Origin of the sequence: Conyzicola lurida (assembly GCF_014204935.1) — a bacterium.
GTDB classification, from domain to species: domain Bacteria; phylum Actinomycetota; class Actinomycetes; order Actinomycetales; family Microbacteriaceae; genus Conyzicola; species Conyzicola lurida.
The window spans coordinates 1,467,471-1,487,060 of the sequence record NZ_JACHMJ010000001.1; the positions used below are offsets into that span (position 1 = coordinate 1,467,471).

Consider the following 19,590-nt stretch of genomic DNA (forward strand, 5'->3'; position numbering starts at 1 on the left):
GAATAGCGTGAAAATTTCACCTACGACACAATGTGACGCTACAGTTCCTCAACGCCGTTTTCGGCGTTACAGTGGGTCGCGGGGGAAGCAAACCCGGCGTGGTGTCGGTGGAGTAACTCCACTGACCGCCGGAGGATACAGAATGCGACTCCCTCAACAGATTCTCGCCGAAACGTGTCCCTCGTGCGACACGCTGAACCCGTTGGAGATCGTCTACGGTTTCGCGAGCGCTGAGATGTTCGACTCCGCTCTGGCGGGCCACATCGCGTTGGGCGGCTGCACGTTCACCGACGACAGCCCCGCCTACCGCTGCCGCAAGCCCGACTGCGAGGCCGAGTGGGGCCGCTGGGGCGACGACAACGACTGACCGCCCGTCGTTGCCTGACCGGCCGCTCTACAGCCGGTCGTGTTCCGCGTCGCCGCGCGGGATGAGCGGCACCGCTATCGCCGGGAACAGCGCGGTGGCGGCGAACGCGAGCGGGTAGCCGACCAGGCCGATGAGGGCGCCCATGGCGGGACCCACGACCGAGGCGACGATGAACTGCCCGGTGTTCTGCGCCCCGAGGGCCCGGCCCGCCCAAGACGGTCCGGCCATCTCTGCCACGGAGGTGAAAGCGAGTCCGTTGTCGACGACCGTGGCGGTCGTCGCGATGACGAAGACCACGGCTGCCGCTCCCCAACCGGCGCCGTCGAACACCGCGAGCACGAGCAGGCAGACGCCGGCCGCGACGGCCACCCAGCGCAGCGGCCGGACCCTGCTGCCCACCCGGTCGCTCAGTACGCCGATCGCGATCCGGGCCAATGCCCCGACGAACTGCGAGACGCCGACCAGTACGCCGGCGGCCAGCGCACTCCAGCGCAGCTCGGTCACCAGCCAGACCAGCCCGAAGATCGACAGCGTGAACTGCGGCACCACCAGGAGCGCCGACACGGCGTGGATGCGCCAGAGGAAACCGCTCGACCGGTACGGGTTGTGGGCGACGACGCGGGCGGCCAACGCCGCGCGGGGCGGGTTGCGGATCCCGATTGCACACGCGATACCCAGCACCGCCGTCATCCCGAACGGCAGGAGCAGTGCGGCACCGACTCCGTTCTCCGCGGCGATGAGCGGGATGGTCACCGCCGCGATCGTCACGCCCAGCGGCTGACAGGTCTGGCGGATGCCCATCGCGAGCCCGCGACGGTCCTTGGGGAACCAGCCGACCACCACCCGACCGCTCGCCGCGTTGGTGCTCGCCGACGCCATGCCGCCGAGCAGGAAGAAGATGCCGAGGGCCACATAGCCCTGCGCGGCGATCGCGCCGAGAGCGGCGACGGCGGTCAGGGCGAGCCCGCCGGCGATGACCCAGCGTTCGCCGATGCGGTCGGCGAGGGCACCCCACGCGATGAGCGTCAGAACCATGCCGATCGTGGGCGTCGACGCGAGCAGGCCGGCTTCGGCGAGCGTCAGTCCGCGTTCTGTGTGCAGCAGCGGGATCAGGAACGCCGGCGCACTCACGAACACCGTGCCGGCGGTCTGGGCGGCGACACCGAGACCGAGCACCGACCAGGCACGAACCGCATTGGGCATGGGGGCGCGGGGCGCGCGTCGCACGGCACTCGAGGTCATAGTTCTCCATTCTCGTGCCATCGCGACACGTGGAGTTCACCGCGGACCCCTACACAAGAACCATGGACGAGTTCGTGGATGCCGCTCTCGCTCTGGCCGACGCGCCCGGGATCTACGCCGTGGTCTTCGCGTTCACCCTGCTCGACGCTTTCCTCGTGATCGTGCCGAGCGAGACGCTCGTCGTGGCGCTCGGCGCCCTGGCGATGTCGACCGGCAGTCCCTCCGTCTGGATTCTGGTCCCTGTGGCCGCCGTCGCCGCGGTCGCGGGCGACAGCCTCACCTACGTGATCGGGCGCGGCCTCCGCCGCCGGGGAACCGGCTGGAGCCGACGTCCCCGGGTCGCCGCGGTGCTCGAGTGGGCCCGAACCGCGCTCGACCGGCGCGCCGCCGCCGTGCTGCTCACGGCACGGTTCGTGCCGTTCGGACGCATCGCGGTCAACCTCACAGCGGGTTCGACCGGTTTCCGGTACTCCCGTTTTCTGCCGCTCACCGCCGTCGCCGGTGTCTGCTGGGCCGGGTACAACGTGGCCGTCGGCGGGTTCTTCGGCGTCTGGTTCTCACACAACCCGGCGCTGGCGGTCGTCCTGTCGGTCGTCGTGGCCGTCTGCGCCGGGGTGCTGCTGGACCGCGCCAGCGCGTTCGTCGCCCGTCGCTAACACACGGCGGGTGCGCGAGAAAATTCCTCGCAGACCCTCGCCATTCGGCATCCCACCGGGTAGACCTGAGCGAGTATCGTCGTGGCTCACGGCGAACACACCGCTCGGAAAGGTAACACTGAGTACATGAGCAATACGCTGGAGTGCATTACCGAGTGGATCGGCCGACAGCGGTGGTACGCGGGCAAGGGGCACGTTCCCCGCCTGCGCGAGCTCTCTCGGCAGACCATCGACACCGACGACCCCGACGCCACGATCAGCGTCATCCTTCTGATGGACGACGCAGGTCACGTGCCCACCCTGTACCAGGTGCCCGTGGTCGAGCGGTCGGTACTGCAGCCCGCCGAGCGCCCGAACCTCGTCGGGCAGAACGACGACGGGCTGTTCGTCATCGACGGCCCCCACGACCCCGCCTACACGCGGGCACTGATGCGACTGCTCGCCCCCGACCTCGATCCCGCGACGATCACGGCGACACGCGTGCTCTCGGCCGAGCAGTCCAACACCTCCGTCATCGTCGACATCGACGGTGTGCCCACGATCATCTGCAAGGTCTTCCGAGCACTCCACCACGGTGAGAATCCGGATGTCACACTGCAGGCCGCGCTCAGCGCGGCGGGCTCCACGGCGGTCCCGCGGTTCATCGGACAGCTGTCGAGCGAGTGGGACGACGTCGGTCGTCCCGGCGGACGCGCCACCGGCAACGTCGCCTTCGCCCAAGAGTTCCTCGACGGCGCACAGGACGGCTGGAAAGTCGCGCTCGAGTACGCCGCCGACGGCAGGGACTTCACGGAACTCGCCGCGGCCCTCGGACGACAGACGGCCGAGGTGCACGAGACCCTCGCCCGGGCCCTGCCCACCAACGACACCTCCCCCGCCGACATCGCGGCGGTCGAGGTCTCATGGAAGCGCCGGCTGATGCTGGCCGAGCGCGAGGTTCCCACGCTGATGGAGAGCCGCGAAGCGATCGAGGCGGTCTACGCCGCCGCCGCGGAATGCGACTGGCCCCGGTTGCAGCGCATCCACGGCGACTACCACCTCGGCCAGGCGCTGCTGGTGCCGGAACGCGGCTGGGTGCTCGTCGACTTCGAGGGCGAACCGCTCCGGCCGATGGACGAGCGCGACCGCCCGGATGTCGCCCTGCGCGACGTCGCGGGCATGCTGCGGTCGTTCGACTACGCCGCTGGCGCGACGGACGGCTGGCCCACCGACTGGGCACGCGCGAGCCGTGACGCCTTCTTCGAGGGCTACGTCTCGGCATCCGGCGTCGACCCGCGCGGATTCTCCGCGCTCCTCGACGCGTTCGAACTCGACAAGGCCGTGTACGAAGCGATCTACGAGTCCCGCAACCGACCCGACTGGCTGGGCATTCCGCTGCGCGGTATCGCGCAACTGCTGGCCCAGCGGGCGGACGTTACGCTGGACCGGTGACTCGAAAACTCCTCATCCTGCAGCACGTCCCGTGGGAGCGCCCGGCGCTCCTGGGCGACATCCTCACCGCCCACGGTGTGGAGTGGGAACTGGACAACGTCGTTACAGCGACCTCGCGGGAGGCGCTCCCCCGGCTCGACGAGCTGTCGGGAGTCGTCATCCTCGGCGGGCCGATGGGGGCTCTCGACGCGGGCGCACACCCCGGTCTCGGCCTCGAGGCCGATCTGGTCAGGGAAGCGTTCGACGGAGGCGTGCCGTTGCTCGGCATCTGCCTCGGCCACCAGATCGTCGCGACCGCCCTGGGTGCCGCGCTCCACAGCGGAGCGGCTGACGAGGTCGGTATGGGCGAGGTCACCGTGGCCGCCGACGACGCGGCCTTCGGACGGGCCGGCACCTCGCAGCCCGTCCTGCACTGGCATCACGACGTGGTCGAGGCGCCCGACGGCGCGACCGTCGTCGCCAGCACAGCACAGACTCCGAACCAAGCGTTCCGCATCGGGGACGCGGTCTTCGCCACCCAGTTCCACCCCGAGATCGACGCCCGCATGCTCGGCGAATGGCTCGCCGTACCCGAGATGGCGGAGGACCTCTCCGCAGACGTCGCGCGTACCGTCGCCGCCGACTTCGCGGCCGCCGAAGCGCGCATGCGCCCGCTCGCCGATGCCGCATTCGGCGCCTTCGCCGGGGCGGCGCGCTCGCGCCTCTGAGAGTACAGTTTGCCTGAGATGTCATTCACCCGTCGTACCTTCCTGGCCGGAGCGGGCACCGGAGTTTCCGTCCTCGTGCTCACCGCGTGCACGGTCGACGCGGAGCCGAGCCCCACTCCGACCCCCACGCGCACGGCCACCGGCGTCGTGCCGGTTCCGAGGGCGACGGCCCGCAGCAACTGGGGTGCCGACTCGTTTGCTCGCGGCTCCACCAGCTACATGACGGTCGGGTCGACCCTCGAACACCGCGAAGCCCTGCGGGTTCCGGTCGACGACCGGGTTTTCTTCGCCGGGGAAGCCACCTCCACCGACAACCCCGGAACCGTGGTCGGCGCCCAACGATCCGGCAACCTCGCGGCCGCGGCCCTCGCCGACGCCGGCGACTCGAGCGAGAAGGTCGCGATCATCGGCGCGGGCGCCGCCGGCTCGGAAGCGGCGCGCGTGCTCACCCTGCGCGGCTACTCGGTCTCGGTGATCGAGGCACGCAGCCGGGTGGGCGGGCGCATCCACTCGGTCTCCGGCAAGGCCTGGCCGTTCCCGATCGAACTCGGCGCTTTCCGGCTCTCGCCCCTGCGCGACGCCGACGTGCTCGACGCTCTGGGCCGGCTGGATGTCGCGACCGTCTCCCTCGACAGCGCCGAGGACGGCACGGTCTACCGGTCGGCGACCGGAGAGTCCGCCACCGACCCGGTGAGCCCGGCCGCGCTCGCGACCGCTCTGGACTGGGCACAGTCGCAGTCGCGCGACCAGTCCGTCGACTCGTCGCTCACGGCATCCGGGGCCGAACAGACCGTGATCGGTGCCACCGCCGGCGAACTCGACGGCCCCGGACTGCTCGCCCAGCACCTCGCCTACCTGGCCACCGTCTACGGTGCCGACGGTGCCGATCTCTCCAGCTGGTACACGGCCGACTCGGTCGATACCCCCACCGTCGTCACCGGCGGCTTCTCCGAGATCGTGAGCGACTCGCTCGAGGGCGTCGAGACCTACCTGTCGACGACGGTCGTCGGCGTCTCGTACACCGACGAGCGCGTGAGCCTGCGCCTCGGCACCGGGGAATCGCTCACGGTCGACCGCGTCCTCGTGACCGTGCCGCTCGGAGTGCTGCAGGACGACAGCATCGAATTCGACCCGCTGCTGCCGTTCAGCCACCGCACCGCGATCGCGTCCCTCGCCATGGGCACCGTCGACACCGTCTGGCTGCGGTTCGACGAACCGTTCTGGACCACCGACGCCGTCGTCTGGAACCTCGTCGGCACCGACGACGAGGTCACCACCTGGTACAACCTCGAACCGGTCACCGGCGAGGCGATACTCGTGGGCGTCGTCGGCGGCGAGGCGGCGGAACGAGTACAGCTGCTCGACGACGACGAACTGGTCGACCGGCTGCTGACCACTCTGGCGCCGTTCGCGGGCTAGTCGCCTCTAGGGTGCGACGGAGATCCGTCGGCTGAGCGCGAACACGCCCGTGCCGACGATCGCGAACGCGGAGAGCGCCACGCCGCAGTAGACCGCGAGCTCGACGGGGTCGGTGACCTGCCCGGGATCGAGGAAGAAGTAGGGATACCACCCGACGAACGCCCCGCGGACCAGCGTGATGATGCCCCAGACCACGGGGTACCCGACGACCACGCCGAGGTAGCGCCACTGCGCACGGCCACGGCCGACGCCGAAAACCCACTCCACGAGGGCGGCCGCCGGCAGGTAGAAGTGCAGCACCTGGTCGGACCACGGCACCTCGATCTGGAACTGCCGCTCCCCCGCCTGCTGCACGAGGATCGCGAAGACGATGCCGGCGACCAGGATCCAGCTCAGCACGAGCGCGTGCAGGTTCGTCAGCCAGTGCGGGTCCGTCTCGGTACGCAGCGCGACGATGCCCCCGACGACGCAGACCAGGAGGAACGCGATGTTGCTCTGCATCGTCAGGTAGGCGAAGAAGTTGCCGGCCGTGAACGTCGCCGACCCGAGTCCCCAGAGGAAGCGGAAGATCAGCGCGACGAGACAGACGAGCGCGAAGACGAGGCGCGCAGCACCCACGGCCTTCCGAGCACTCACACAGCCGCCTTCACCCGATCAATTGTACGAATGACCGCTGTGCGTCCTGCATCGACAGAGTCAGAGGAACATTATCGCAGCGCGATTCTCCCTCTCCGTCGAACAGCGGGGAGAATGGGTCGAGTCCGGCCGCGTCGGCCAGCACGTGCGCGCGACCGGCTTTTACCCACAGACCCCGCGAGGAGCCGCATGTCCCACGAATTCGCCACGAGCATCGCCGCCGAACTGCCCGAGTGGCTCGTCGCCGAACTCGACAGCCACACCGAACCGCTCGAGACCCATGAAGACCGGATGACGCTGGTGAACGCCCTCGCCGCCCGCAACTTCCGCGAGGGCAACGGGGGTCCGTTCGCCGCGATCGTCGTCGACCGCACCACCAACCTCGTCGTGTCGATCGGTGTGAACGTCGTGCTCAGCTCGGGACTGAGCGCGGGCCACGCGGAGTTCATGGCGCTGTCGCTCGCCCAGGCACGCGTGGGCAGCTGGGACCTGGGCGCGTCGGCCGAGCAGGATCTCGAGCTGGTCGTCAACTGGCGCCCGTGCATCATGTGCTACGGATCGCTCATCTGGTCGGGCGTCAAGCACCTGGTGATCCCCGGCGACGGCCCCGAACTCGAACAGCTCACCGGGTTCGACGAGGGACCTGTCCCCGGCGCCGACGGCGACTGGCGCGGCGAGCTCGAAGCCCGCGGCATCAGTGTCACCACCGGCATCCTGCGCGACGAGGCCATCGCCGTCTACGCCGATTACGGTCGGTCGAACTCGATCGTCTACAACGCGCGGGGCACGGGCTCGCGCATCTAGTCTGCGGTCGCTGAGCTTGTCGAAGGGCGCTTCGACAGGCTCGGCGACAAGCGGGTTGAGCCTGTCGAGACCTAGCGGCCCTCGCGCTCCGCACGGGCCGCGCGGTTGGCGGCGTCGCTGGCCTCGCGCTCGGCGATGCGCTCCTGCTTCGCGGCCCACTCGATGCGCTCCTTGTCGCGCTGCTTGAGGCGGGCGTTCTCCTCGCGCACGTCGGCCTGGGTGCGGCGCTCGGTGACGAGCCAGCGGGGCGGTGCCGCGAGCAGCTCCTGGATCTGCGCGGTGGTCAGTGCTTCGTCCACGCCGCCACGGGCGAGCCCGGCGTTCGAGACACCGAGCTTGCCGGCCACGATGGGGCGCGGGTGGGGTCCGTTGAGGCGCAGGTCGACGATCCACTGCGGCGGGTTGGCCAGCAGCTCGTTCAGCTCGGTGCGCGAAATGTCGTTGTTCTGGAATTCTTCGGGCGCGGCGGGGAGGTAAATACCCAGCTTCTGCGCGGCCGTCGAAGGCTTCATGGTCTGCGGGGAACGCTCGGTGCTCATCCCTAGAGCGTAGCCTGAGCATGGCACTCGTCAGTGTTTCTCTCATCCACCACCGAAACGGACAGCCCAGCGTGACTCTCACCCTCGCCTTCGTCGCAGGCGTCACCCTCACCAAATGGACCCGGCTCTGGGACGAACGCCGTGCCGAGGTGCCGCTCGCTTTCGTCGCCACCACCGAGCAGTCGCAGGCCGCGGTGCTGCTCGACGGCACCGCCGACGTCGGCTTCGTGCGCCTCCCGCTGAGCGTGGGAGAGGAACGCGAACTGAGCGTCATCCGCCTGTACAGCGAGGTCGTCGTGGCGATGCTGCCCGAAGACCACCCGCTCGCCGACGAGGACTCGGTCGTGCTCGCCGACCTCGAGGGCATGACCCTGCACGACAACCAGGGCTCGCTGAAAGACGCCGTCGACCTCGTCGCCGCCGGAGTCGGCGCGCTCGTCGTGCCGCACGCCCTCGCGCGCCAGTTCAACCGCAAAGACATCGTGTTGCGCGACGTCATCGACGCCGAGGAAACCTGGATCGCGGTCGCCTGGCTCGCAGAGAGGGAGACCGCCGACATCGAGGAGTTCGTCGGCATCGTGCGCGGTCGATCGGCCAATAGCTCGCGCGGGCAGACGATCCCGCGCAAAGAGAAGATCGACCCCGACCTGCAGATCGCCACGGAGAAGCCGCCGCGGGTGAAGCCCGAGAAGCCGCGCGGCAAGTATGTGCACCGCTCGACCGCGCGTCCCCAGGGCAAACGTCGCCGTCAGGGCCGCTGAGTGCCCGAGCTCCAGCGGGTGTCAGGGGCGGATGTCGGTGATCTGCTGACGTTCCTCACCGTCGCCGATCTGAGCGTCGCCGGGCTCGACAGCCCCCACGTGCACCTGTGGGTGAGCCGCGACGGGTCGGGCCGGATCGTCGGGAGTACCGGATACGAGCTGTCCGAGAGCGGGGCTGACGTGCTGATCCGCAGCGTCGCGGTCGACCCCGGGATGCGCGGGGGCGGCCTCGGCAGCGAACTCGCGGCGTTCGCGATCGCGGCGGCCGCGGCATCCGGAGCCCGCAGGGCCTGGCTTTTCAGCCGACGCTCGGGCGGATTCTGGCAGAAGCACGGATTCGAGTCCGCCGACCGCTTCGAACTCGCGGGCGTGCTCGCCGGGACGCACCAAGTGGAGCTGTTCCGGGAAACGGGACGGTTGGAGACCGAGGTCGCCTGGTCGCGGGACCTCGGCTAGAGCGTCGCGATGCCCATGCCGATGATGACCACCCCGAGGAAGAGCAGCGCGGTCGAGGTGATGGTGCCGACGTTGCGCAGGAGCAGGTCGCGCACCTCCTCGAGTTTCGTGGTGATGCGCGGCTGGCCGGTGAAGTAGGCCACGATCGGTGCGGCGATGGCGGCCGCGGCGAAAGCCGTGAAGACGGCCACGGCGATCGACGACGGCACGACGGGCAGGCCCGATCCGCCGATCACGATGCCGGCAGCCAGGGTGATGAGGAGGTTCTTGGGGCGGAACGCGGAGTAGACGAACCCGATGGCGAGGCCCCGCGGCGGGGTCAGCGAGTCGATCGCCCGGAGCCAGCGGGGAATGGGGACCGCCTCGCCCGCGGTCGGCCGGTGCCGCCACTGCCGCACGGCGAGCACGAGCATCAGCGTGCCGACGAGGATTTCGAGCACGCCGGTCAGCACCCGCGGGGTGCTGAAGCCCCCGCGGGGCATGAGGGTGGAGAGCAGAGCGAAGGCGGTGAGGGTGATCGCGATGCCGCAGGTCCAGCCGATGAGGAACGCGAGGCTCGTCGCCTTCGCCCGGGGCGAGAGCAGCATGACGATCGTGGCCATGATCGGCATGGGGCTGATGGCGATGCCGAGTGACAGCGGGAGTATCTCGCCGATCACGGGACCCATCGCCCATTCCTCCCGCCCGTCGGCACCTCTGGACTACCCGCGATTCTTGGATCCCTGCCGCGAGGAAGCGTCACCCCGTACGGATGAGGCCACCCGACGGGTGCCGCTCCATCGTGGTGACGCGGGCCGACGGGCGGCCCGGCGAGAGGACGAGCACCGTGGATACCTGGGACAGTTTCTGGCAGATCATCTGGCTCTTCTTCTGGGGCTTCGTGTTCATCGCCTACCTGATGACGCTCTTTTCGATCATCGCGGACATCTTCCGCGACCACACCCTGAACGGCTGGTTCAAGGCGCTGTGGATCCTCTTCCTCGTCTTCTTCCCCTTCATCACGGCGCTCGTCTACGTCATCGCGCGGGGCCGGGGAATGGCGGAGCGCAGCCAGCGCGACGCGCGGCAGGCGCAGAAGGCAACGGACGACTACATCCGCGGGGTCGCCGGCGGTGGCGGCGGGGCGAGTGCCGCCGACGAGATCGCCAAGGCGAAAACCCTGCTCGACTCGGGCACCATCACGGCCGAGGAGTTCGCCCACCTCAAGTCGCGGGCACTGGGCACGTCGCGGGTGTGACCGGCCCGCGTCATCCACCCCGCCCTGTCTGCGGGCATAGTCTGGAGCAGTGACGAGCGACGGGAACGAGAAGCAGGCGTCCCGCCTCCGTCGGCTGGCCGATCTCGGTCTTGCGCCCGCCCGGTTCGCCCGCGTCCTACAGGTGACCAAGCGCACTCCCCTGCTGCAGGTCGTCAAGACCGCCATCGCCGCGAGCCTCGCCTGGCTGGTCTGCCTGCTCGTGCTGCCGAACGACCTGCCGATCTTCGGCACCATCGCGGCGATCCTCGTGGTGCAGCCGAGCATCAACCAGTCGTTCTCGCGGGCGCTCGAACGCACCGTGGGCGTCATCGCCGGTGTCGTGATCGCGTTCGTCGCCGGGTCGTTGTTCGGTGTGACGAGCTGGCTGATTCTCGGCACGATCCTCGTGGCGCTGCTCGTCGGCTGGGTGTTCCGGCTGAGCCAGTCGACGACGGCGCAGATCCCGATCAGCACGCTGCTCGTTCTGACGATCGGCGCCCAGACCCCCGGCTACGCCGTCGAGCGTGTGGTCGAGACGGCGCTCGGCGCGCTCATCGCGGTGGGCGTGAACGTGATCGTGGTGCCGCCCGTGGGACTCTCGCCCGTTCGCGACGCCATCGCGCGGCTCGGCTCGGAGGCGGCGAACAGCCTCGACGCCCTGGCCCAGCTGATCGAGAAGCCGTCGACACCGGCGGAACGGATGACGGCGCTGGTGAACGCACGACTGCTGCGGCCGATGGAGCTGAAGGCGGTCGCCGCCCTCTCCAGCGCCGAGGACAGCCTGCGGTTCAACCCGCGCCGCTCGGTGCACCGCGCCGAGTTCGCCCGCGACAACGAGCTGCTCGACATGCTGCACGTTCTCGTGCTGCGGGTGCCCGGCATGATCCGGGCGCTCGACGACCGGTACGACGAGAGCATCCACACCGAACCGACCGCAGCCGGGCTCTCGAGCGAGGTCGCGCGAGCCGCCCACGACCTGCGGCTGGTCATCGGAACCGTCGACGCGGACTCGCCGACGGCCTCGGCCGGGGAGGAGCAGCCCGCGCTCACCGAGCCGTTCACGGTGCTCGCGCCGAGCGCCGAGCACTGGATCCTGATCGGGTCGCTGCTCGAAGACCTGCGCCGCGTACGCGAGGAGATCGTGGAGAGCGGGCGTCGGCACCGGGCGTGAAACAATGGGCTGTGACTTCGACCGCCATCGCCCCCATCGGCCTGCTCTTCGACGTTGACGGCCCCATCGCGAGCCCCGTCAGCCGCAGCATCGCCATCCCCAGCATCATCGACGACCTCGTGCTGCTCGCCGCGTCGGGGGTGCCGATCGCCTTCATCACCGGGCGGTCCGACGCGTTCATCCGTGACGAGGTCATCACGCCGCTGCTCGCCGCCGGCCTCGCCGACGCGCTCGCGGTCGAGGGCAACCGCATGTTCGGCGTCTTCGAGAAGGGCGCGGCCTGGACACCGGTGACAGCGGACGGCCTCGGCGACGTCGTGGTCGACGAATCGGTCGCCCTGCCGGACGTCGTGGTTGACGAGGTGCGCCGGCTCGTCGCGGCATCCTTCTCTGACACCATGTTCTTCGACGAGACGAAGCGCGCGATGATCTCGGTCGAACAGCGCACCGATGTGTCGCACGACGACTTCCTCGCCGCCCAGCCCGAGTTCAACGAGGCATCGTTCGCGGCCGTCGCCGCGCACGGACTCGGCGTGCGGTACGGAGACCGTGAAGTGAAGGATGCCGCTGGCCAGGTGCCGTTCCGCCTGGACCCGACGATCATCTCGACCGACATCGAATCGGTGCTGCTCGACAAGGACCGTGGCGCCGAGCGCGCCCTCGAGTACTTCGCCGCGAGCGGCCCGCTCCCCCGCCTCTGGCGCTCGGTGGGCGACTCGCGCAGCGACTACCTCATGGCCGACCACCTCCACTCCGCCGGGTACGACGTGGCCCACGTGGATGTGCGGCCCGCCGACGGCATTCTCGACCGGCCCTACGACATCATCACCGAGGGCGACCTCATCCACGACGAGGCCGGCGCCGCGTTCTTGGGCTACTGGGTCACGAAGCTGGGGCTGCGCTAGCGGGTCTCGGTGGTCGAGTAGGCCGCTCGCGGCCGTATCGAAACCCGGGCCGTGGCAACCTCGGTCAGAGGTCGCGCGTCATTCTGAAGTTGGTCAGGGCGCTGCCGCGCAGCTCGACGAGCTGCTCGGCCACGACGGTGAACCCGTGGCGCTCGAATAGCGGCCGGGCCGTGATGCTGGCGCTGACGGTGAGCTGCGTGGCGCCGTTCGTCCGGGCGACCTCGGTCACTTTTTCCAACAGCGCGCTGGCCACACCGGTGCGCGCGGCTGCCGGATCCACGAACATCATGTCGATGTACCCGCTGTCGTCGACGTCGGAGAACCCGACCAGTCGGCCGTCGCGCTCGGCGACCCAGGTCGCGGTGTTCTCCCGGCGCAGCGCCCACGCGGCCGCGTCGAATTCGTCCGGCGCCCACGACGCCAGCTGCCCGTCGTCGTAGTCGGCCGCGGCGGTACCGTGCACGGCACGGTGAAAGCAGCGCCGAGTCGCTTCCGCGTCTCCGGGCAGGTACGGACGCAGGAGGAGAACGGTCATCATCCGAGGCTACCGGCGGATGCCGCGTCGGGATCAGAATTGACGCATGGCGCAGCATGCCGCACCCCCGCTGCCAGAGGAGCCACCGGGCCAGCCGGAGGTGCCGCTCGCCGTGCGCGCGCAACTGCTCGCCACCGAGCACTGGGGTCTGCTCGCCTCGAGGAGCACCGCGCAGAGCGAGGTGCTGACGCGCATCAGCGTGTTCCTCACTCTGGTCTCCGCGTCGCTGCTGAGCCTCGCGCTCGTGGGGCAGGCGACCGACTTCTCCGAACAGTTCTCCGTCTTCGCCATCCTCGTCCTCGCTGTCGCCGTGCTGGTCGGCGTCCTCACCCAGATCAGGGTCTTCAGCGTGGGAATGGAGGACCTCATGTACGTGCTGGCGATGAACCGGTTACGGGGCGCCTACGTGGAAATCGACCCGGCCATCGCCCGCTACTTCCTGGCCTCGCCCCACGACGACCGGGCCGGATCCGTGCGCACCTACTACTTCTTCGGCGGACGCAGCGATTTCAGCCAGGTCGCGGGCAGCAGCATGGTGTTCATCACCGCGGTGGAGTCGGTGTTGCTGGGGCTGCTGGTCTCGACCGTCGCGGGGGTGGCGTCCGCCCCGTCGTCGCTCTCCGTGGTGCTGGGTGTCGTGGGTGGCATCGGGTGCTTCGCCGTCTCGATGTGGCTGGGGCAGCGCACCTACACGTCGGCGTGGAAAAAGTACCGGTCGGAGTTCCCGACGCCGCCCGTCGACGAGCGGTAGTCGGACTGTCGGAAACGGCCCCTGCGGCGGCTCTGTCGGGCGAGTTCTGAAGCCCGAGTGGATGTCGCGAAACCGACACGCGCGGGCCGTCCACGACACGCCGGGTGAATGTCGGTGGCAATTGACATATTCGAACGTATGTTCGAACATGAAGAGATGCCAGCGGCAGCGTCTTTCCTCTCCTCAGCCGTCCCGGCGCGCCATCCGGCCGTCGGTGAGAACCCCGCGCGCCTGAGAGATGTGGCCGCTGCCGCTAGCACCGCCTCCCCCGCCGACAAGGCGAGCAAGGTGCTCGAACTGCAGTCGCGCATCCGCTCGATGCAGGCGACCAAGCTCGACACCCGCAGCCTGCCCACGCACCCCGCGATCGCCCGGCTGCTCCCCGGCGGCGGGCTGCAGCAGGGGTCGGTCTACTCGGTGGTCGGCTCGGGCACGCTGCTGATGGCGCTGCTCGCCGGACCGAGCGCGGCCGGTTCCTGGTGCGGCATCGTCGGGGTGCCTGAGTTCGGCATCGAGGCGGCGGCGCGCTTCGGCATCGACCTCGAGCGCCTCGTGCTCGTGCCGAACCCGGGCGACCAGTGGCTCGGCGTCACGGCCGCGATCGCCGACGTGATGGGCATCGTGGTGGCGCGCCCGCCCAAGCGCGCGAGCGACACGAGCATCGCCCGGTTGTCCGCGCGCCTCCGCCAGCGCGGCTCGACGCTCATCGTGCTCGGCAACTGGCCGCAGAGCGACGCCATCCTCACCCTCTCGCAGAGCGACTGGAGCGGCATCGGCGACGGTCACGGCTACCTCGAGGCTCGCCAGGCCACCGTCACGGTTACCAGCAGCACGGGCGGCCGGCCGAAGAGCGCCCGGTTGTGGCTGCCCGACAACTCCGAGCAGTTCCGCGAGGTCGTACCGCTGTACGCCGCGGCGCGTGTGCCCGTGCATGCGGGGCCCGTGCCGTCAGAACGACAGGCGGCGACCGGATGAGCGAGTCCACCCGCACCATGGTTCTCTGGAGCCCCGACTGGCCGGTCACCGCGGCGACCCGCGACCTCGGCCTTGCCTCCGGCACCGCGGTCGCGCTCATCGACAAGGGCGTGGTCTTCGCCTGCTCCGAGGCCGCCCGCCGGGAGGGCGTCAAGCGCGGCATCCGCGTGCGCGAGGCCCAGGCCCGCTGCGGCGACCTCCTTGTACTGCCCCACCGTCCCGAGGTCGACAACCGTGAGTTCGAACCCGTGATTGCAGAAGTCGAGCGGATGGCGCCCGGCGTGCAGCTCCTCCGTCCCGGCTCGCTCGCCATCCGGTCGCGGGGGCCCGCGCGGTACTACGGCGGAGAGAAGCCGGCGGCGCTCGCGCTCATCGGCGTGCTCGCCGAGCTCGGCATCGGCGGCGCACGCGTGGGGGTCGCCGACGGCCCGTTCACCGCGGAGCAGGCGGCGCGCAGCGCCGAGACGGTGCGCATCGTCGCCCCGGGCACCTCGGCCGCGTTCCTCGCCCCGCTGCCCCTCGCCGTGTTCGACCAGCCCGAGCTCGCCGTGCTCCTGCAGCGGCTCGGCATCCGCACGCTGGGTGCCTTCGCGACCCTCGAGGGCACCGACGTGCGCGACCGGTTCGGTAGTGAGGGCGCCCGCGCCCACGCGCTGGCCCGCGGCCTCGACGCCCGGCTCGTGTCGCCGCGGGTCCCCCCGAAGCAGCTCGAGCAGAGCGTCGACTTCGAGCCGCCCCTCGACCGCATCGACCAGGTCACGTTCGGGGTGCTCGGCATCGCCGATGCCTTCATCACGGGGCTGATCGCGGCGAAGCTGGTCTGTACCGGCATCCGTATCGACATCGAGTCGGACGCGGGCGAACTGTCGGGCCGCAGCTGGCTGCACCCCCGGTCGTTCACCGCGAGCGAGGTCGTCGACCGCGTGCGCTGGCAGCTGCAGGGCGGCGCGGCCGAGAGCGGCCTCAGCTCGGGCATCATGCGCGTCACGATCACGCCCGAGAGCGTCGACTCGGTCGGCAACCACGAGGAGGGGCTGTGGGGCACCGGCCCCGACGAGCGCATCCACCACGGGCTCTCCCGCGTGCAGGGCATGCTCGGCCACGAGGGTGTGCTCACGGCCGTCGTCGGGGGCGGACGCACCCTCGCCGACCGCGCCACCCTCGTGGCCTGGGGCGACCGCGCCCCGGTGCCCGCCGCGCGCCCGTGGCCCGGCCAGCTGCCGCAACCGGCCCCGGCGACCGTGTTCCCCACCGCGCACCCCGTGCACGTGTTCGCGGCGGGCGGCGACGCCGTGACCGTCGACGAGCGCGGCGCGCTCTCCGCCGCCCCGCTCGAGTTCGGGGCGAGCGGCCGCCTGCGCCGGGTCGCCGCGTGGGCGGGCCCGTGGATCGTCGACGAACGCTGGTGGGACGCGCAGACCCGCCAGCGCGCGAGCCGCTTCCAGCTCGTCGACGACGACGGCATCGCCTGGCTGCTGGCGTTCACCGATCCGCACTGGATCGCCGAAGCCAGGTATGACTGATGAACGCAGACGACTGATGGGCTGGAACAACCCGCCCATCCCCTGGTCGGAACTCGAGCGCTCTCTCTCCGGCCGCACGCGCCCCGGCGACACCCCGGCCGGGGCCGACGGCGGCGACAGCCCGGCGTGGTCGATCCACCGGCACGCCTACCGTGCCCCCGAGCAGCAGCGCACCGACGACGCAGGACTCGTGCCGTACGCCGAGCTGCACGCCCACTCCAACTTCAGTTTCCTCGACGGCGCCTCGAGCCCCGAGAGCCTCGTCGAAGAGGCGAACCGCCTGGGGCTGCACGCCCTCGCACTCACCGACCACGACGGCCTCTACGGCATCGTGCGCATGGCGGAGGCTGCCGGAGCCGCCGCGATCGCCGCCAAGGAGCGCGACGAGTCCGCCACCGCCACGGTCTTCGGCGCCGAACTCTCGCTCGGCCTGCGCACCCCGCAGAACGGCATCGCCGATCCCGAGGGCAGCCACCTGCTCGTGCTCGCCCGCCAGAAAGACGGCTACCACCGCCTCGCCGGCGCCCTCACCAGCGCCCAGCTCACCGGCGACGAGAAGGGCCGCCCGCTCTACGCGCTCGACGAACTCGCCGAGCGCTCCGGTGGCGAGTGGAGCATCCTCACCGGCTGCCGCAAGGGCCGCGTGCGGCAAGCACTCACCGCCGCCGGCGTCAACAGGAGCGACAGAGAGGCGGATGCCGCGGCCGAGGTCGACCGTCTCGTGGCACTCTTCGGCCGCGACAACGTGCTCGTCGAGCTGTTCGACCAGGGCACACCCCTCGACAGCACCTACAACGACGCCCTCGCCGCGATCGCCGCCGAGCGGCGCCTCGGGGTCGTCGCCACCGGCAACGTGCACTTCGCCACCCCGAAGCAGCACCACCTCGCCACCGCCCTCGCCGCGGTACGCGCCCGGCGCAGCCTCGACGAGATGGACGGCTGGCTGCCGGCCTCGGGCTCCGCGCACCTGCGTTCGGGCGCCGAGATGGCCGCGCGCTTCGCCCGCTACCCCGGCGCGGTCGCGCGCACCGTCGAGGTAGCCGACGACCTGAGTTTCGAGCTGCGGCGCGCCAAGCCCGGGCTGCCGAAGCAGCAGGTGCCGGAAGGCCACACGCCGATGAGCTGGCTGCGCCACCTCGTCTGGGAGGGGGTCGAAAAGCGCCACCTCGTGCTCACCGACGACAACCGCGCGCGCATCGAGCGCGAACTCGCCGTGATCGAACAGAAGGATTTTCCCGGCTACTTCCTGATCGTGCACGACATCGTCGCGTTCGCCCGCGGTCGCGGCATCCTCTGCCAGGGTCGTGGCTCGGCGGCCAACTCGGCGGTCTGCTATCTGCTGATGATCACGGCTGTCGACCCGATCTACTACAAGCTGCCGTTCGAACGCTTCCTCTCGAGCATGCGTGACGAGGAACCCGACATCGACGTCGACTTCGACTCCGACCGGCGCGAGGAGGTCATCCAGTACGTCTACGACAAGTACGGCCGGTTGAACGCCGCGCAGGTGGCGAACGTCATCCAGTACCGCCCCAAGTTCGCGGTGCGCGACATGGCGAAGGCGCTCGGCCACAGCCCGGGGCAGCAGGACGCCTGGTCGAAACAGGTGGAGCGCCACGGCGCCCTCACCGAGAGCACCGAGCACGACATCCCCGAGGCGGTCGTCGACCTCGCCCTCGAGGTGATGAAGTTCCCCCGGCACATGGGCATCCACTCGGGCGGCATGGTGCTCACGGACCGCCCGGTGGGCGAGGTGGTTCCGATCGAGAGAGGGCGGATGACGGGCCGGACCGTCGTGCAGTGGGACAAGGAGGACTGCGCCTGGATGGGCCTCGTCAAGTTCGACCTGCTCGGCCTCGGCATGCTGTCGGCGCTGCAGCACGGGTTCGATATCGTGCGCGAGTCGCTCGGCGACGAGATCGGGCTCGACGAGATCCCCAAGGAGGAGGCGGGCGTCTACGACATGCTCTGCCGGGCCGACGCGATCGGCGTGTTCCAGGTGGAGTCGCGCGCGCAGATGGGGCTGCTGCCCCGTCTGCAGCCGCGCCGTTTCTACGACCTCGTGGTCGAGATCGCGCTCGTGCGCCCCGGCCCGATCCAGGGCGGCGCCGTGCACCCGTTCGTGCGGCGCAAGCTCGGCACCGAGCCGATCACCTACCTGCACCCCAAGCTGGAGGAACCGCTCGAGCGCACGCTCGGCATCCCCGTCTTCCAGGAACAGCTGATGCAGGTCGCGATGGCGGTCGGCGGCTGCACGGGCGAAGACGCCGATCTGCTGCGGCGGGCGATGGGGTCGAAGCGCGGCATCGAGCGCATCGAGTCGCTCAGGGAGAAGCTCTACGCGGGTATGGCAGGCAACGGCATCACCGGTGTGGTCGCCGACGAGATCTACGGCAAGATCCAGGCGTTCGCGAGCTTCGGTTTCGCCGAGAGCCACTCGCTCAGCTTCGCGCTGCTCGTCTACGCGAGCGCGTGGATGAAGCTGCACTACCCCGCCGCGTTCCTCGCCTCGCTGCTGCGTGCCCAGCCGATGGGCTTCTACTCGCCGCAGAGCCTGGTCGCCGACGCGCGCAGGCACGGCGTGGAGGTGCTGCGTCCCGACATCCTTCGCTCGGGGGTCGCGGCGGGGCTGGAGGCGCTGGAGGGCGCTTCGGCGGGCTCGGCGAACGGCCGCGACGAGTGCCTGCACCGCGAGCAGCCCGTCGTGCCGCCCGTCTTCGACCGGAGCATCCCGCTCGACTACGACGCGCACCGCCGCGACACCGGGTTCGCGGTGCGCCTTGGGCTCGACGAGGTGAAGGGTATCGGCACGCCCCTCGCCGAACGCATCGTCGCCGAGCGGGAACGCGGCGGGGCCTTCGAGACGATGGCCGACCTCGTGCGCCGGGTGGGTGTCACGACGGCGCAGCTCGAGTTCCTCGCCGCGGCCGGCGCCTTCGACTCGCTCGGGTTGACCCAGCGGGAGGCGCTGTGGAGCGCGGGCAGCGCCGCCCAGGACCGCGCCGAGTTCCTCCCGCACTCCACGGTGACGGTGCAGCCGCCGCTGTTCGCGATGCCGACCGAGGCCGAGCAGCTCAGTTCCGACCTCTGGGCCACGGGCATCTCCCCCGCCGACCACCCGATCCGGCACGTGCGCCGCCGGCTCGATGCGCGCGGGGTGCTCTCGGCGGCGGCACTGCAGACGGCGGAGAGCGGGCGGCGCGTCGAGGTGGGCGGCGTCGTGACGCACCGGCAGCGGCCGGCGACCGCGAGCGGCATCACCTTCGTCAACCTCGAGGACGAGACGGGGCTGGTCAACGTGATCTGTTCGGTCGGCGTGTGGAACCGCTACCGGCGTGTCGCGCGGGACTCCCCCGCGATGATCGTGCGCGGCATCCTGGAGCGGTCGCCCGAGGGGGTCACGAACCTTGTGGCAGACCGGATCGAGGCACTCGGCGTCGGCCAGCAGACCAGTTCCCGCGACTTCCGCTAAATG

The 19,590-nt window shown here is 70.3% G+C and carries 20 protein-coding genes; 15 read left to right on the plus strand and 5 right to left on the minus strand.

The annotated features are described in order from the left end of the window. The first annotated feature begins 202 nt into the window (after positions 1 to 202). Positions 203 to 367, plus strand: coding sequence for a hypothetical protein (locus HD599_RS07085; protein ID WP_184235223.1), 165 nt, complete (start codon positions 203 to 205; stop codon positions 365 to 367). 27 nt (positions 368 to 394) lie between these two features. Here the strand turns inward: HD599_RS07085 and HD599_RS07090 are convergent, their stop codons facing one another. After that, entirely contained in the window at positions 395 to 1,609 is a 1,215-nt protein-coding gene (locus tag HD599_RS07090; protein WP_246376123.1) for an MFS transporter, read from the minus strand. Between the two features lie 62 nt (positions 1,610 to 1,671). Here HD599_RS07090 and HD599_RS07095 point away from each other — a divergent pair, with 62 nt between their 5' ends. From HD599_RS07095 to HD599_RS07110, 4 genes are all read left to right on the plus strand, one after another. Then, a complete protein-coding gene (locus tag HD599_RS07095) occupies positions 1,672 to 2,265 on the plus strand; it encodes a DedA family protein (protein ID WP_184235226.1) in 594 nt (197 codons plus the stop codon). 126 nt (positions 2,266 to 2,391) lie between these two features. Further along, the gene (locus HD599_RS07100) at positions 2,392 to 3,696 is read left to right on the plus strand and encodes a maltokinase N-terminal cap-like domain-containing protein (protein WP_184235229.1); all 1,305 of its coding nucleotides are present in this window, start codon (positions 2,392 to 2,394) and stop codon (positions 3,694 to 3,696) included. Continuing rightward, the gene (locus HD599_RS07105; protein ID WP_184235232.1) at positions 3,693 to 4,403 is read left to right on the plus strand and encodes a glutamine amidotransferase-related protein; all 711 of its coding nucleotides are present in this window, start codon (positions 3,693 to 3,695) and stop codon (positions 4,401 to 4,403) included. The genes HD599_RS07100 and HD599_RS07105 overlap by 4 nt, the downstream gene beginning before the upstream one ends. Positions 4,404 to 4,421: 18 nt before the next feature. Beyond that, positions 4,422 to 5,822 (plus strand): flavin monoamine oxidase family protein, encoded by a 1,401-nt coding sequence (locus HD599_RS07110; protein ID WP_184235236.1) that lies wholly within the window; start codon positions 4,422 to 4,424, stop codon positions 5,820 to 5,822. A 6-nt stretch (positions 5,823 to 5,828) separates the two neighbouring features. Here HD599_RS07110 and HD599_RS07115 read toward each other — a convergent pair whose 3' ends face one another. Further along, positions 5,829 to 6,458 (minus strand): Pr6Pr family membrane protein, encoded by a 630-nt coding sequence (locus HD599_RS07115; protein ID WP_184235240.1) that lies wholly within the window; start codon positions 6,456 to 6,458, stop codon positions 5,829 to 5,831. 189 nt (positions 6,459 to 6,647) lie between these two features. On the opposite strand from HD599_RS07115, the gene HD599_RS07120 reads away from it, so the two are divergent. Continuing rightward, positions 6,648 to 7,262, plus strand: a complete 615-nt coding sequence (locus HD599_RS07120) for a nucleoside deaminase (protein WP_184235243.1) — start codon at positions 6,648 to 6,650, stop codon at positions 7,260 to 7,262. Positions 7,263 to 7,333: 71 nt separating this feature from the next. On the opposite strand, the gene HD599_RS07125 is transcribed toward HD599_RS07120, so the two are convergent. Next, positions 7,334 to 7,801 carry a DUF5997 family protein gene (locus HD599_RS07125; RefSeq protein ID WP_184235246.1) on the minus strand — a complete coding sequence of 156 codons (468 nt, stop codon included), beginning with the start codon at positions 7,799 to 7,801 and terminating at the stop codon, positions 7,334 to 7,336. A gap of 20 nt (positions 7,802 to 7,821) precedes the next feature. On the opposite strand from HD599_RS07125, the gene HD599_RS07130 reads away from it, so the two are divergent. Together HD599_RS07130 and HD599_RS07135 are read left to right on the plus strand one after the other, a co-directional pair. Further along, entirely contained in the window at positions 7,822 to 8,562 is a 741-nt protein-coding gene (locus tag HD599_RS07130; RefSeq protein WP_184235249.1) for a LysR substrate-binding domain-containing protein, read from the plus strand. Beyond that, complete coding sequence (locus HD599_RS07135; protein WP_343061941.1) at positions 8,563 to 9,018, plus strand: GNAT family N-acetyltransferase; 456 nt, start codon at positions 8,563 to 8,565, stop codon at positions 9,016 to 9,018. Here HD599_RS07135 and HD599_RS07140 read toward each other — a convergent pair. Beyond that, the gene (locus tag HD599_RS07140) at positions 9,015 to 9,686 is read right to left on the minus strand and encodes a GAP family protein (RefSeq protein ID WP_184235252.1); all 672 of its coding nucleotides are present in this window, start codon (positions 9,684 to 9,686) and stop codon (positions 9,015 to 9,017) included. The genes HD599_RS07135 and HD599_RS07140 overlap by 4 nt on opposite strands. A gap of 158 nt (positions 9,687 to 9,844) precedes the next feature. Here HD599_RS07140 and HD599_RS07145 point away from each other — a divergent pair, with 158 nt between their 5' ends. The 3 genes from HD599_RS07145 to HD599_RS07155 are packed head-to-tail and all read left to right on the plus strand — an operon-like array spanning position 9,845 to position 12,331. Further along, positions 9,845 to 10,255 (plus strand): SHOCT domain-containing protein, encoded by a 411-nt coding sequence (locus HD599_RS07145; RefSeq protein ID WP_343061942.1) that lies wholly within the window; start codon positions 9,845 to 9,847, stop codon positions 10,253 to 10,255. A gap of 49 nt (positions 10,256 to 10,304) precedes the next feature. Further along, complete coding sequence (locus HD599_RS07150; protein ID WP_343061943.1) at positions 10,305 to 11,426, plus strand: FUSC family protein; 1,122 nt, start codon at positions 10,305 to 10,307, stop codon at positions 11,424 to 11,426. An 11-nt stretch (positions 11,427 to 11,437) separates the two neighbouring features. Beyond that, positions 11,438 to 12,331, plus strand: a complete 894-nt coding sequence (locus tag HD599_RS07155; protein WP_343061944.1) for a hypothetical protein — start codon at positions 11,438 to 11,440, stop codon at positions 12,329 to 12,331. Positions 12,332 to 12,395: 64 nt separating this feature from the next. Here HD599_RS07155 and HD599_RS07160 read toward each other — a convergent pair whose 3' ends face one another. Then, complete coding sequence (locus HD599_RS07160; RefSeq protein ID WP_184235258.1) at positions 12,396 to 12,866, minus strand: GNAT family N-acetyltransferase; 471 nt, start codon at positions 12,864 to 12,866, stop codon at positions 12,396 to 12,398. Positions 12,867 to 12,912: 46 nt separating this feature from the next. Here HD599_RS07160 and HD599_RS07165 point away from each other — a divergent pair, with 46 nt between their 5' ends. The 4 genes from HD599_RS07165 (at position 12,913) to HD599_RS07180 (ending at position 19,587) form a co-directional block, all read left to right on the plus strand. After that, entirely contained in the window at positions 12,913 to 13,617 is a 705-nt protein-coding gene (locus HD599_RS07165) for a hypothetical protein (protein ID WP_184235261.1), read from the plus strand. A 240-nt stretch (positions 13,618 to 13,857) separates the two neighbouring features. Then, positions 13,858 to 14,592 carry a hypothetical protein gene (locus HD599_RS07170; RefSeq protein WP_184235264.1) on the plus strand — a complete coding sequence of 245 codons (735 nt, stop codon included), beginning with the start codon at positions 13,858 to 13,860 and terminating at the stop codon, positions 14,590 to 14,592. Next, positions 14,589 to 16,115, plus strand: a complete 1,527-nt coding sequence (locus tag HD599_RS07175; protein WP_184235267.1) for a DNA polymerase Y family protein — start codon at positions 14,589 to 14,591, stop codon at positions 16,113 to 16,115. Before HD599_RS07170 ends, HD599_RS07175 begins: the two co-directional genes overlap by 4 nt. A gap of 16 nt (positions 16,116 to 16,131) precedes the next feature. Continuing rightward, a complete protein-coding gene (locus tag HD599_RS07180; protein WP_184240437.1) occupies positions 16,132 to 19,587 on the plus strand; it encodes an error-prone DNA polymerase in 3,456 nt (1,151 codons plus the stop codon). Positions 19,588 to 19,590: the final 3 nt, after the last annotated feature.